This window comes from Bacillus sp. 05T22, from assembly GCF_056396765.1.
Map to the genome: position 1 here is coordinate 1 of NZ_JBFTMC010000096.1, position 13,244 is coordinate 13,244.

Annotated in this window: 10 protein-coding genes, 1 pseudogene and 1 riboswitch; of the genes and pseudogenes, 5 read left to right on the forward strand and 6 right to left on the reverse strand. The window is 36.4% G+C overall.

The annotated features are described in order from the left end of the window. Both AC1DIT_RS21700 and AC1DIT_RS21705 read left to right on the forward strand, forming a co-directional pair. Positions 1-699 (forward strand): mandelate racemase/muconate lactonizing enzyme family protein (locus AC1DIT_RS21700; RefSeq protein ID WP_476998396.1); only part of this gene is annotated, 699 nt, incomplete at its 5' end. A 13-nt stretch (positions 700-712) separates the two neighbouring features. After that, the gene (locus AC1DIT_RS21705; RefSeq protein WP_016112859.1) at positions 713-1,408 is read left to right on the forward strand and encodes a hypothetical protein; all 696 of its coding nucleotides are present in this window, start codon (positions 713-715) and stop codon (positions 1,406-1,408) included. A gap of 137 nt (positions 1,409-1,545) precedes the next feature. Here the strand turns inward: AC1DIT_RS21705 and AC1DIT_RS21710 are convergent, their stop codons facing one another. From AC1DIT_RS21710 to rlmD, 5 genes are all read right to left on the reverse strand, one after another. Beyond that, positions 1,546-1,752: a CPBP family intramembrane glutamic endopeptidase gene (locus AC1DIT_RS21710; protein WP_077295410.1), complete on the reverse strand. Its 207-nt coding sequence runs from the start codon at positions 1,750-1,752 to the stop codon at positions 1,546-1,548. Continuing rightward, positions 1,745-2,452 carry a M48 family metallopeptidase gene (locus AC1DIT_RS21715; RefSeq protein WP_016112858.1) on the reverse strand — a complete coding sequence of 236 codons (708 nt, stop codon included), beginning with the start codon at positions 2,450-2,452 and terminating at the stop codon, positions 1,745-1,747. Before AC1DIT_RS21715 ends, AC1DIT_RS21710 begins: the two co-directional genes overlap by 8 nt. 180 nt (positions 2,453-2,632) lie before the next feature. Continuing rightward, a complete protein-coding gene (locus AC1DIT_RS21720) occupies positions 2,633-3,166 on the reverse strand; it encodes a YehS family protein (RefSeq protein WP_016112857.1) in 534 nt (177 codons plus the stop codon). 745 nt (positions 3,167-3,911) lie between these two features. Beyond that, positions 3,912-4,901 (reverse strand): tRNA dihydrouridine synthase, encoded by a 990-nt coding sequence (locus AC1DIT_RS21725; protein WP_016112856.1) that lies wholly within the window; start codon positions 4,899-4,901, stop codon positions 3,912-3,914. A 261-nt stretch (positions 4,902-5,162) separates the two neighbouring features. Beyond that, a complete protein-coding gene (rlmD, locus tag AC1DIT_RS21730) occupies positions 5,163-6,539 on the reverse strand; it encodes a 23S rRNA (uracil(1939)-C(5))-methyltransferase RlmD (RefSeq protein WP_016112855.1) in 1,377 nt (458 codons plus the stop codon). A 121-nt stretch (positions 6,540-6,660) separates the two neighbouring features. Next, a riboswitch (purine riboswitch) is annotated at positions 6,661-6,762 on the forward strand. A gap of 546 nt (positions 6,763-7,308) precedes the next feature. Here rlmD and AC1DIT_RS21735 point away from each other — a divergent pair. The 3 genes and pseudogenes from AC1DIT_RS21735 to AC1DIT_RS21745 form a co-directional block, all read left to right on the forward strand. After that, positions 7,309-8,505, forward strand: coding sequence for a NupC/NupG family nucleoside CNT transporter (locus AC1DIT_RS21735; protein ID WP_016112854.1), 1,197 nt, complete (start codon positions 7,309-7,311; stop codon positions 8,503-8,505). Positions 8,506-9,044: 539 nt separating this feature from the next. Beyond that, positions 9,045-10,163, forward strand: a complete 1,119-nt coding sequence (locus AC1DIT_RS21740) for a polysaccharide deacetylase family protein (RefSeq protein WP_016112853.1) — start codon at positions 9,045-9,047, stop codon at positions 10,161-10,163. A gap of 484 nt (positions 10,164-10,647) precedes the next feature. Continuing rightward, positions 10,648-11,652 (forward strand): annotated as a pseudogene (locus AC1DIT_RS21745) (polysaccharide deacetylase family protein); the annotation flags it as partial. Here the strand turns inward: AC1DIT_RS21745 and AC1DIT_RS21750 are convergent. Beyond that, positions 11,604-13,082 carry a vanadium-dependent haloperoxidase gene (locus AC1DIT_RS21750; RefSeq protein WP_476998397.1) on the reverse strand — a complete coding sequence of 493 codons (1,479 nt, stop codon included), beginning with the start codon at positions 13,080-13,082 and terminating at the stop codon, positions 11,604-11,606. The pseudogene AC1DIT_RS21745 and the gene AC1DIT_RS21750 overlap by 49 nt on opposite strands. Positions 13,083-13,244: the final 162 nt, after the last annotated feature.

Here is a 13,244-nt window from a genome sequence, read left to right on the forward strand (position 1 = left end):
AGTATGGCCTCCCCAGGAGCTATGGCAGAAGAAGCTGCTTCCATGATCAATAAAGGCTATCGCTCTTTTAAAATGAAAGTCGGAACAGATGTCAAAAAAGATGTGGAAAGAATTGAATCTGTACGTGAGCGAGTAGGAAACGATATCGCCATTCGTGTAGATGTAAACCAAGGTTGGAAAAACAGTGCGAATACATTAACTGCTCTACGCTCACTAGGTCACTTAAACATCGATTGGATTGAACAACCTGTTGTAGCTGACGATATTGATGCGATGGCTTATATTCGTTCCAAAACTGACATACCACTTATGATTGACGAAGGATTAAAAAGTTCTCGTGAAATGCGACAAATTATCAGGGTGCAAGCAGCTGATAAAGTAAACATCAAACTAATGAAATGCGGCGGCATCTATCCCGCTGTTAAACTCGCTCACCAAGCTGAAATGTCTGGAATTGAATGTCAAGTTGGTTCCATGGTCGAATCATCTGTTGCATCTTCTGCTGGATTCCATGTAGCCTTTTCTAAAAAAATCATTACAAGTGTTGAACTAACAGGACCGTTAAAATTCACGAAAGATATCGGTAACCTCTCCTATGATGTGCCTTTTATTCGCTTAACAGAAAAGCCTGGATTAGGAATTGCTGTTAATGAAGATATACTAAATGAATTGACTGTTTTTCAAGACATCGTTCGCTAAAGGAGGCACTGAGATGAATATTATTTATGAAGGAACATTGAAACAAAACGAGCAAAGGTTTCAGATCGCACCATTATCTTTAGAGCACATCCAACAAATTTTATCCTTACAACATGTTGTAATTGAAACATTAGAAAATAAAGATAGCTTGCAACCTCTTACGTTAGAAGAGTATCAATATATATTAGATGGAAATGGCCTAATAATTGGTGCATTTGTCGCTCAAGAACTGATTGCATTTCGTGCTCTCTTAGCTCCCCCTATCGATGACGAACATTTAGGGTTTGATATTGGTTTAACTGAGGACGATTTAGATCGTGTTATTTATCAAGAAATTTCAAACGTCCATCCAAAGTGCCGTGGAAACGGAATGCAGAAAATATTAGCAAAAGTGCTTATGGAACAATTAACGCGAACAGATAGCAAATACGATTATGTTTGTTGTACCGTTGCGCCGTTTAATATTCCAAGCTTAAAGGATAAGTTTGCGCAGGGGATGGAGATTGCAGCGTTGAAGGAGAAGTATGGTGGGAATATGCGGTATGTTTTTGTGAAGGAACTGCGTGAGAATGAAAAGAAAGAGCGGAAAGATATTAAGAGTATTGCGATGAGTGATATTGCCGGACAGCAAGTGTTGCTTGTGGAAGGTTATCGTGGATATGAGATGGAGCAACATGATGTGGAGTATTGTGTTCGGTTCGGGAAGTAAGATAGTAGATATCCTCCCCAATATTTAATAATTTTTTCGTTATAGATAACAAAAAGGTGAGACACTATTGATAATAAGTGCTCACCTTTTTTAAACAAGATAACCTTGACGTACCTAATATAAACTTCATCATCTTCTCAATTAATGAAGAGTAGATAAGAAGGCCATTCCTTTATTGTCCAGTCATTTAATACATGGACAATAAAGGATACCCAAATATTTTTTGTTTTCACATATGAATAGGTCAAAATTACTCTGGCAATCCCGATTCCTATAATAGCTTGTGTAAAATTCCAATTATATGTTGGTAAATGTATCGCTCCAACGATGTCATTGTTAAACAGTCATTTTCCAGCTTGATAATGCTAACCAGTCTTCCATTTCCTTATAATCAGGCATTATCTTCCCAACAAGGCGCCAAAAGGATCGATCATGATTTAGATGGACCATATGACACATTTCATGAACGACTACATAGTCGATTACCCTCGGCGGTGCCATTGCCAGCTTCCAATTAAATGTTAACTGTAGCTTTGAATCACAGGTTCCCCATGTACGGTTACTATCTGAAATACGGATTGAACGCGGCTTTGTTTTAAAGTTACTTTGATAGGATTTGATACTCTTCTCTACTAACGCTTTACACTGCTGGTAGTAAAATCGTTTTAAAGCTTGTTTTATTTTCTCATCCTCAAGCTCTTTCACATATATATGTAGCTTATCTCCTTCAAACACTGCATCATCTTGCCCAATACTTGCATCTTGAGAGATTTGTATCGGATATGTGTTCCCTAAATATAGAAAGCTCTCGCCTTGATTATAAACCTTCTCCTGCGGCCCAAGCACTCGCTCCTTCATTTCCTTGCGTGTTTTCTGAATCCAATCCCACTTCTCCTCTAACAATTGGAGTACGTATTCAACAGGTGTTCCTTTAGGAGCCTGAACTTCAACATTTCCGTAAGAATCTATGTAAATACGTACGGATTTTTTCTTCTTATAATTTATATGAAAATTAATTGTCTTACCTGAATATGTATGTATCATTTCATCACCTAGAATATTCGTTCATGTTATTTTTGCATGATATATTAAACTACAAATGATTAAAAAATAAGAGTAGGATACAAACTTCCTACTCCATCCATCGTATCATCTACTTTCTTAACATGAATACACATGCGATGTTAAGAAGTTACAACGCTTGTTACTTTAGGATAAAATCCCTTATCCTCTATATTTAACAGCTAGTCCCTTTAAGAAATTCCTTGCGTATCTATCACCGCACTCTTTGTAATTCTTATGACCTTTTTTTCTTAATAGAGCGCCTAACTCTCCTTTTGTTACCTTAACTCCCACTCCGTCTAATATATCAAGCACATCCTCGCTTGTTAATGATAGTGCTATTTTCATTTTCTTTAGAAGAAGATTATTGGCACTTTCATTACTCTGTAAAGGCATCGCTTGTCCCTCCGGTTGCCCCGGTTTTGGATCTTGTTTGCCTCTTTTAAAAGTAATAAAGCCATTTAAAAATGACTCTAACATCATATTCTCACATGTTAATACGTAATCACTTTCAACTACATCACCATCATTGTCAGCTTCATTCTGGGGACTTTTCTTTAATTTTGTAAGCATCTCAACCACTTCTTCTTTCGTTACTTCAATGCCACCAAATTTAAATATCTCCACCATATCTGTATCTTTTATATCCATAGCATATCTTACTCTCTTTAATATATCATTATTGCTCATACTCATCGTTAATCCTCCTAAAATATTGACTATTTATCCAGCAGTCAAAGCGTATCCTCTAACATGCTCTAAATTCCAAATTATCATGTTAAATATAGTAGTATCACCAAGAATCGTCCTTAAGATTGTATCCCCTAGCACTTTTAAGCTAATGCCCACTAAATTAATACTTTAACACTTTAAAGACATGTTTTATAGTCTTACCCGAATTAATACTTGTGAAGGTTATACTAAAAACCTCAAGAAGACCTTGAGCTGAGGAAAGATTCAAATGATTTTTTGATTCATTCTTGTCTCTTTCATTGCGTCTGTGGATCTATCCCGTATTTGTTAAACCTGGAAGTACGCTTATAAAACTCCTTCCCCCGCAGCGTTGACTAACAGAAAAAGCAGTGCTTTGATTTCTCAAAAACACTGCCCGTTTCCTGCTCCAAACTTATTTTATGAAAGACGGTTTTCACGCCGATCCATCAGTGATAATATCTAGATTGTATAACTACGCTCTTGTGATACTCCGCGCTGTTATTTGTCTTCTTTTAAACTAAGCTAAGCCAAGCTACACACTCCACATGTGCAGAGTGTATGTGGCAACACAAGGGTACTGGTGGGTTTATTACATTTTTAAGACCTTTTTCTTTCAGAAAACAGACATTATCAAAACAAAAGTTGCCGTCTGCAAAGGAACTCGAAACTGAATAAAACAAATACACATAAGTTGATGTGATTCATTTTCCCTCTAACTTTTTAAGAGTTACATCATTTCACTGTCCTCTGTCTCATCAACACTCTTTTCAAAGTTATCAAGCAATGCACGCACTTCATCTGTTGATTTCGTGCTCATCAATTGATTTCTTAATTCAGCAGCTCCATGAAATCCTTTGACATAAATTTTGAAAAAGCGATGAAGCCCTGTGATTGAACGTGGCAGTACTTCCGCATATTGATCTTGAAGATCAAGCTGCAGTCTTAAAAGATCAAGGTGTTCTTTACTGGTATGCTCTTTTGGCTCTTTTTCAAAAGCAAAAGGATTTTTAAAAATACCTCGCCCGATCATAACGCCATCAATACCATATTGTTCAGCAAGCTGCAGCCCAGTTTGACGGTCAGGAATGTCTCCGTTGATTGTTAGTAGTGTATTTGGTGCGATACGGTCACGTAATTTTTTGATTTCCGGAATTAGCTCCCAATGCGCATCTACTTGGCTCATTTCCTCTCTTGTCCGTAAATGAATAGAAAGGTTCGCAATATCCTGTTTTAAAATATGCGTTAACCACTCCTCCCACTCATTTACATTCTTATAGCCAAGTCGTGTTTTCACGCTGACAGGCAGTCCGCCCGCTTTTGCTGCTTGAATAAGTTCTGCCGCAACGTCTGGACGTAGAATAAGGCCACTACCTTTCCCTCTCGATGCCACATTCGGTACAGGGCAGCCCATATTAATATCGATGCCTTTAAATCCTAGCTCTGCCATGCCAATACTCATTTGACGGAAATATTCGGGATTATCCCCCCAAATATGTGCCACCATTGGCTGTTCATCTTCTGTAAAAATCAAACGGCCACGCACACTTTTCATACCCTCTGGATGACAATAGCTATCAGAGTTTGTAAACTCTGTGAAAAATACATCCGGTCGACCGGCTTCACTTACTACGTGACGAAAAACAACATCTGTCACATCTTCCATTGGTGCAAGTACAAAAAATGGTCGTGGTAAATCACGCCAAAAATTATCTATCATTTCAAACTCAAATCCTCTCACTATGGATACAACTTCAAACTCTCGGTCAAAAAATATAAAGCCAAATGTTCCACTTCTTTTACACTTATATCATGCTTAATAACTTATTATCAAACACAAGTACATTTGGACATTTATAATTTGTGAAAAACTATTGTGAAAATCGGCAATGTTTATTTTAACTAAAATCGGTCCTGAATGGTATTTTTATAAACAAAAAAGCAGATGGTATAGATTTTTTCTATATCAACTGCTTTTCTATTATACCAACTCCAACCACGCGACCGCTTCACAATGAGTAGTATGCGGGAACATATCCACAGGTTGTACTTCCTGCGTTTTATATCCGCCTTCTTCTAATACTTTTAAGTCACGTGCTAGTGTTGCAGGGTTACATGATACGTATACGACGCGCTTTGGCTTCATGTCGATGATTGTGTTTAGTAATGCCTCATCACAACCTTTACGCGGCGGATCAACGACGATTGTGTCGGCAATTACGCCTTCTTTGTACCAGTTTGGAATGACTACTTCTGCTTCTCCTACACCAAATTCAACGTTTGTCATGTTGTTTAATGCAGCGTTTCGGTTTGCGTCTTCGATTGCTTCTGGGACGATTTCAACGCCGTATACTTTTTTCGCTTTTTGCGCTAGGAATAGGGAGATTGATCCGATTCCGCAGTATGCGTCGATTACTGTTTCGTTTCCATCTAGTTTTGCGTATTCTAATGCTTTGTCATATAGCACTTTCGTTTGTTCTGGGTTTACTTGATAGAAAGAACGTGCTGAGATGGCAAATTTGATGTCACCGATAAAGTCATAAATATATTCTGATCCGTATAGGACTGTTGTTGTGTCTCCGAAAATTACGTTTGTACGTTTCGTGTTTACGTTTTGAACGATTGATTTTACATTTGGAAACTTCGCTGTGATTTCTTCGATGATCGCCTTTTTATTTGGAAGTTCTGCCGTACGTGTAATGAAGACAAGCATAATTTCCCCTGTTACTTGTCCGTATCGAGCCATCACGTGGCGAAGTGTTCCTTTATGACGTTCTTCGTTGTACGCTGTGATGCCTTTGTTTTCACAAATACGTTTTACTTCTTGAATTAATACATCATTTTCTTCCGCTTGAATTAAGCATGTTTCCATATTAATGATGTCATGCGTTCCTTGACGATAAAACCCCGCTACAAGTCCGCCTTCACGTTCTCCAATCGGTACTTGTGCTTTGTTTCGATAAACCCACGGATTTTCCATACCAAGAACAGGATGAACTGGTACGTCGTGCAATCCACCGATGCGTTGCATTACGTCACGCACTTGTTTTTCTTTCGCCCTTAGTTGTCCTTCATATGTTAAGTGCTGAAGCTGACAACCGCCGCACTGGTTGTAAACTGGACATTCTGCATCTTTACGATATGGGCTTTCTGTATGAAGTTTCATTAAACGACCAAATGCAAAGTTCTTCTTTACTTTAATAATTTTAATTTGTGCTTCTTCACCTGGTAATCCGTTTTTTACGAAAATAGGATATCCCTTTACTTTCGCAACACCGGCACCATCATGTGTTAAATCTTCGAATACTACATCTATAAACTCGTTTTTTTCAACTGGTGGCGTCATTTTATTACTCATTTTCCGACCTCTCTTTTTCATAACACTGCGTTACATTTTATCATACTTATGTGGTCTTTATCTATTGGAAGAAAAAAAGCTATTGACGCTGCTTCTTTATTAATGTTACGCTACTAATAATTTAATACGGACGATGTTACCTCATATATACTTGATAATATGGATCGAGAGTTTCTACCCGGCAACCGAAAATTGCTGGACTATGGGGAAAACTAATGAATATTGGCTTGTTTGTGTATACAAAGACTCATATTGATTAGCTTTCTCTCATAGATGAAAGTGAATCCATATGAGTCTTTTTTATTTTTTACTTTTCTAAAAGGTCAGACATCTTACGTATGACATAAAACCTCTTCTGTTTGAATTATATCTATCTATTTTGATTTTCCAGCATATCATTTGCGGCTATGAAGTACAAAAGGTGACCTGCTCTTATTTTTTCTTTTTGGTTTCACTTGGCATGGGATTGAAAAAGCTCTGACCGCTTGTATACTTGGCCGAATGCTCTCTCTCACCTAAACAGAACTGGTTCGGGTTTTCAAGCGCATCAATCGCGGCTATGAAGAATAAAAAAGACCTGTCCTCATTTTCTCTCTTTTGTTTTACTTGGCATGGGGATAAAAAGGGATCTGACCGCTTCTATGCATGAGCGGATCCTCTATTCAACCTAAAAAAAATGGTTTGTCGGTTTTTCAATTTGTATTTATATAGTTATATAACAAGTGTTTTATGTAAAAACTTTATACGAACTTCTGAAAGGGGCAACTACATGCAATATGTAATGAGCGTTATCGGCATTCTTGTCGTGTTAGGTTTATGTTTTGCTTTGTCAAACAACAAAAGTAAAATCAACTTCCGTGCAATTGCTATTATGATTGGCTTCCAAATTTTAATTGGTTGGTTTATGTTTGGCACAAAAATTGGTCAACAGATCATTATTTTCATTAGTAAAGTGTTCAACAAACTGATTAAACTTGGTACAACAGGTGTCGATTTTCTCTTTAACGGTATTCAAAGAGACTTTGTCTTTTTCTTAAATGTATTACTAATTATCGTCTTTTTCTCAGCACTACTTTCTATTTTTAGTTATTTAGGTGTTTTACCATTCATCGTTCGAATTTTCGGCGGTGCAATTTCCAAAATTACTGGTTTACCACGCGTTGAATCATTCCATGCGGTAAACTCTGTATTCTTTGGTTCAAGCGAAGCATTAATCGTTATTAAAAATGACTTAAAGAACTTTAATAAAAACCGTATGTTCATCATTTGCTGTTCGGCAATGAGCTCAGTTTCAGCTTCTGTTACAGCATCATACGTTATGATGCTAGATGCGAAATACGTACTAGCAGCTTTGCCACTGAACTTATTCTCTAGCTTAATTGTTTGTTCTTTATTAACACCGGTTGATACAAAGAAAGAAGAAGAAACAGTTCAGAAATTCGATAGAAGTCTATTTGGAGACAGCTTTATCGGTGCAATGATTAACGGTGCATTAGATGGTTTAAAAGTAGCCGGTATCGTTGCTGCTTTAATGATCGCCTTTATCGGTGTGATGGAAGTTGTAAACTATGTAATTAGCGCAGCTTCAGGCGCAATGGGATATGCCGTTACATTACAACAAATATTCGGTTATATTCTCGCTCCATTTGCATTCCTAATGGGTATTCCAGCTCACGATATTATCCCAGCTGGCGGAATCATGGGAACAAAAATTGTTTTAAATGAATTTGTGGCTATTCTTGATTTAAAAGAAGTTGCAAAAACATTATCTCCACGTACAGTTGGAATCGTTACCGTATTCTTAATTAGCTTCGCAAGTATTAGCCAAATCGGTGCGATCGTTGGTACAATCCGTGCCCTTTCCGAAAAACAAGGAAGTGTCGTATCTAAGTTTGGTTGGAAAATGCTATTTGCATCAACACTTGCTTCTATTTTATCCGCTACGATTGCTGGATTATTTATTTAACAATGAATTACCCTATCCTTCCTTTCATTTTGGAATGTTGGGGTGATTTTTTTATGAGCAAAGGTAACCAATCTGAAAATGAAATGTAATCATATGCAATATTGCATACATTTTTCAATACGATTTTTCTTTTTTATATTAAGAAATATATATATACTAGTATTGGCCAGAAGATGTATTCTGTCTGTTTACAGTGAAAGAAATATCCAACAACAGAAACCCAAAAGTAAAAAAAAGCGTTTTTAAAGATACCTCCGAAATCAGCTATTTTTCGGAGGTATCTTTTTTCATAAGGCAATCTATAACTACAATAGTTTTTATTTACAAAATTTTATATAAGACAAATTCCATGCAATTGAACTGCATTTTTGTCGAATTCTCCCAAAAGAGATATTCCCCTCTATATTTCATAGTGATATGATAGACAAGGGTATAATTCAAATAGAAATATTTGAATCAATAATCTCTTATAACAAGACAAATAGAGAAATTATTACATATAAGAGACAAAACTAAAAACACAATAGAAGGATGATATTATGAAGAAATATGCATGTATCGCTTTGCTTTCTTCTGCTATTCTCGTAGGTTGTAACACTAGCACTGTTAGTGAAAAACAGACAAAAGAAGCAACTTACAAGAGCCAAAAGGAGACGAAAGAAGTACAAGCCAAAGTAGTAGAAATACCTGTAACTCAAGGACTCATTTCATGGGATCCATTTGAATACAATGCAAAGAATACGACACTTTATACAAAGAACTTAAGAGATTCATTTAAGGAAGTGCGTTACAATATTTGGCGTACAGCTGATGGACCTACAAGTAAACAAACCTTTGTATCACAAGAAAAAGCTCGTGATTTTGCTCTCCCATTTCATTTACAATCATTTCATTTAAAACGTGGAGAATTTCAAATTGAAGCAGTGGGATTAAAAAATGACAACACTGAAGTTCCTCTAGTGAAATCTACGATTACATTCCAGCAATATGCACCTTTCCTTATGTACCATGCTATTGAAAAATACCCTGGACCAGGTGATGGCGATTTAGGTTTATATGTACCACCAGAACAATTTGAAAAACATATGCAGTATTTAAAAGATAACGGTTATACAATGTTAACGTTTGAACGTTGGGGCGAGGTAAATCGTGTCAATAAACCTGTCTTTGTGACAATGGATGATGGCCGAAAAAATAATATGAACGCTCTTCATATTTTACAAAAATTAAAAGATGATAAATTCCAACCAGCAGCAACCGAATTCCTCGTTTCAAGTACTATTGATACACCAAATCGTCTTACAACCGATGATATAAAACAGATGCTTGATTCAGGTATTTTTTCTATTCAATCTCATACTGCTAATCATGCAATGATGGCTTATACGAGCAATTATGATGAAGAATTACGTGTATCTAAAGAAAAAATTGAAAATCTTACAGGCAAAAAAGTGATCGCCCTTGCCTATCCAGTAGGTTCTTATAATGACCCAGCTGTGGAAGAAACAAAGAAACATTATGAATTTGCGGTAACTACCGATCATGGAACTCATATTACAAAAGGCACACCGAACGAACAATACTTAATTAAGCGACATTTTGTTGGCCCTAATACAACAATGGCGCAGTTTACATCACTTGTGAAAGAAAAATATTAATCGTTTTTTAGGCTGCTTTCATGAAAAAGTAGCCTTTTCTTTTATTTATTTTTCCAACTTTAAAATTAGCTTAAATTTTAGCCTTGAACATTTAGCTCCACTCTTGAAAATGTTATAATTTGTAAAAAGATTGATGGAGGTACAAATGAAATTACATGCTCTTTTTGATTTCCTACATTTATTATTTTTCAGCATAAAAAGTCATTATGTTTTCGGCATCCCTAGTTATGTATTTTTAATTCCTTTCATTTTTGTTGTTGGCTACATGATCATAACGCTGAACAAGCCTGCAAAAAGAAAAAGACTTCGAAGTAGAGAAACATCTTAACTATTTGTTTCTTTGAACTACCATCACTTTACTATAACGACATAAAGTGAAACTTTAATCAGCCCGACCTCTTCATTTCTCTCTGAATCTTAAGGTGAGGGTCTTACTGCCCGTTCATACGGGGAAAAAGCGAATATACAATAGAAGGTGATCGTTATGAAAAAATATGCAGCTATTGCTTTATGTACATCTGCCATTCTAGCAGGGTGTAACTCTAACAATACAAATAATGAACCTAAAAAAGAGAAAACGGTTCAAGAACAGCCAAAAAAGCAAGTAGAAAAAGTGCAACCACAAGGTACAATATCTTGGAGTTCTATTACACATGAATCCACAAATACAGCTATACATATAACGGATATAAAAGATTCTTTAACCGAGGTACAATATAAAGTTTGGCGAACTGCTGATGGAAAAGAAAGTGCAAAATTATTTTCATCCAAAGATAAAAACAAACAGTTTGCAATTCCTTTTGATATTAAAGAATTTGACGGAAAACGTGGTGAATATCAAATTGAAGCATCTGGTTTAAAAGAAGATGGAAAAAGTATTCTGCTCACAACATCCACCATCACGTTTCAGCAATATGTTCCTGTCTTAATGTATCACGCGATTGAGGATTATTATGGTCAAGGAATAAAAGACTTATTTGTCTCACCCGCGAACTTCGAAGCGCAAATGAAATATTTAAAAGAAAACGGCTATACATTATTAACGTTCGAACATTGGGATGATATGAATAAAGTAAATAAACCAATTCTTGTTACGTTTGATGATGGTATGAAAAATAATATGAATGCATTTCATATTCTACAAAAGTTAAAAGACGATACATTTAAGCCGACAGCAACCGAATATATGATTGTTGATAACATCGATGCAGAAGGTTCCTTATCTACCGCGGATATAAAAGAAATGGTTGATTCGGGTATTTTCTCTGTCCAATCTCATACAGCAACACATGCTGATTTACCGAAAATCACAAACTATGAGGGAGAGTTAAAGGGTTCAAAAGAAAAGCTTGAAARGATCACTGGTAAACCTGTCATTGCAATTGCATACCCGTTTGGTCATGTAAATGATAAAGTTGTAGAAGAAACAAAGAAATATTATCAATTTGCGACAACGACAAAACCAGGGAAGTTTATTACAAAAAGTGAAACAACACCAGCTGTACTACGGCCAAGCCCAATATTGGTAGCAAGCTTATTCAATTCCCCTTCGACTTTCAAAGGTTGTCCTGAGTAAGAAAGCAAAGAAAGACCATCAGAACTTGCTACAACTGGTTTTGGAATGACAAACGATTCATTAAAAAAGGCTTTCAATACAGTGACACCAGCTCCCATAAGAGTTGCATGTCCCGCAGGGTATGCAGGATGAGTCGGACAGCCTTCAGGATACGCTAACGGAAGTAAATACGTTCCAAACTTGCTAAATACTTCGGAAATAACTTGCGAATTTAATAATTCTGGATGAATCGGATAATGAGTATCACCTGTTAACTGATTATGAACACGTCCTCCAAACTCTTCAGGGCGGATTCTGCGATGAACTAAAAACTTTTGAAACCATGCCGCTTCAAGTGCTGCCTTTGCCGTCTTACCCACTAAATCCAAAATATGAGGGGCACCGAAGGTAACAAAACCATTCTGAGTTTTTGAATGTAAGTAAGGGTTATTGGATGATAATGCTCCTTTTCCAAAGCTAAGTAATATCAAACACGCAGAAAGACAAGCTTGGTAGGAAAAATCTTGATGAACAAATTCAGCTAGGTCACGACCACTACGAATATAACGAGTGACTGTATCAAATATAATTTCCTTCGGAGATAAACCATTTTGGATATCAAGCCATTCTTGGTAAGCAGTCATATAATCTTTATCAGATACAGTAGTACGATATTTTTGAATCATTGTTGTAGCTCCATAAGGAACATCTTTCCATAAAAATTGAGAAATATAAGGTCCTACCAGATCACCAGATATTCCACCACGAAACAAAGTCTCTGTAGTAACGCTACCATTAACTTTAGGCCCACGGAAATCCGACAAACTTGATAATTCAGAAGCCGCTGCTAAAGTAAGAGAATTACTATTATATTCAGCAAAAGGCACATCACGTGTCAATGCCTGCCAGTACAGTTCAGTCATTTCACTTGCTTCCCAGGCACTACTAAAAGCTGGAGGTACCGCGATACTTAAATGGTGAGAGTCCGGCCCTTCTAGCCCATAAGCATAAGCTGCTTGTGGATTGGCAAGCTTCAATACACCACCAAGCGTTAAACATTCAAAAGCATCTGGTTTTCCCTTCTTAAGTGCCTCAATCCATTTTTTATAAGCATAAATATCAACTTCCCCTAAAGAATTATGTGGTAAAGCCTTAGAGAAGCTAGCAATTTTATTATCAAACAATTTTTCATCCCCGTTACAGAATTGAATTGGAAGAGGAAGATCTTTTTGATAATCTGCAGCTTGAAAACGAACTCGGAATGCCTTATCACAACGTTCATATGGGGACATAGGTCCTATCTCACAATTCTTTTCTATATATGGATAACAATCTTTTCTTTTTCGATTCGGATTTCGTCCCATTTTATCACCCTTTCATACTACATATTCATAACCATTTTCTTTTAAATTTTATTTAATATATGCTTATGCTTGTTTACCTGATTATTCTACTCAATCAATTGCCCATTTTCTCACAATACATCGTGAAAATACGAAATTAAGATTGATATAATTGAGGTATCG

Excerpts from the sequence above, each read along its gene's own strand:
- AC1DIT_RS21705 (WP_016112859.1), top strand. The coding sequence starts at position 713 with ATGAATATTATTTATGAAGGAACATTGAAACAAAACGAGCAAAGGTTT.
- AC1DIT_RS21715 (WP_016112858.1), bottom strand. The coding sequence starts at position 2,452 with ATGATACATACATATTCAGGTAAGACAATTAATTTTCATATAAATTAT.
- AC1DIT_RS21720 (WP_016112857.1), bottom strand. The coding sequence starts at position 3,166 with ATGAGTATGAGCAATAATGATATATTAAAGAGAGTAAGATATGCTATG.
- AC1DIT_RS21725 (WP_016112856.1), bottom strand. The coding sequence starts at position 4,901 with ATGATAGATAATTTTTGGCGTGATTTACCACGACCATTTTTTGTACTT.
- rlmD (WP_016112855.1), bottom strand. The coding sequence starts at position 6,539 with ATGAGTAATAAAATGACGCCACCAGTTGAAAAAAACGAGTTTATAGAT.
- AC1DIT_RS21735 (WP_016112854.1), top strand. The coding sequence starts at position 7,309 with ATGCAATATGTAATGAGCGTTATCGGCATTCTTGTCGTGTTAGGTTTA.
- AC1DIT_RS21740 (WP_016112853.1), top strand. The coding sequence starts at position 9,045 with ATGAAGAAATATGCATGTATCGCTTTGCTTTCTTCTGCTATTCTCGTA.
- AC1DIT_RS21750 (WP_476998397.1), bottom strand. The coding sequence starts at position 13,082 with ATGGGACGAAATCCGAATCGAAAAAGAAAAGATTGTTATCCATATATA.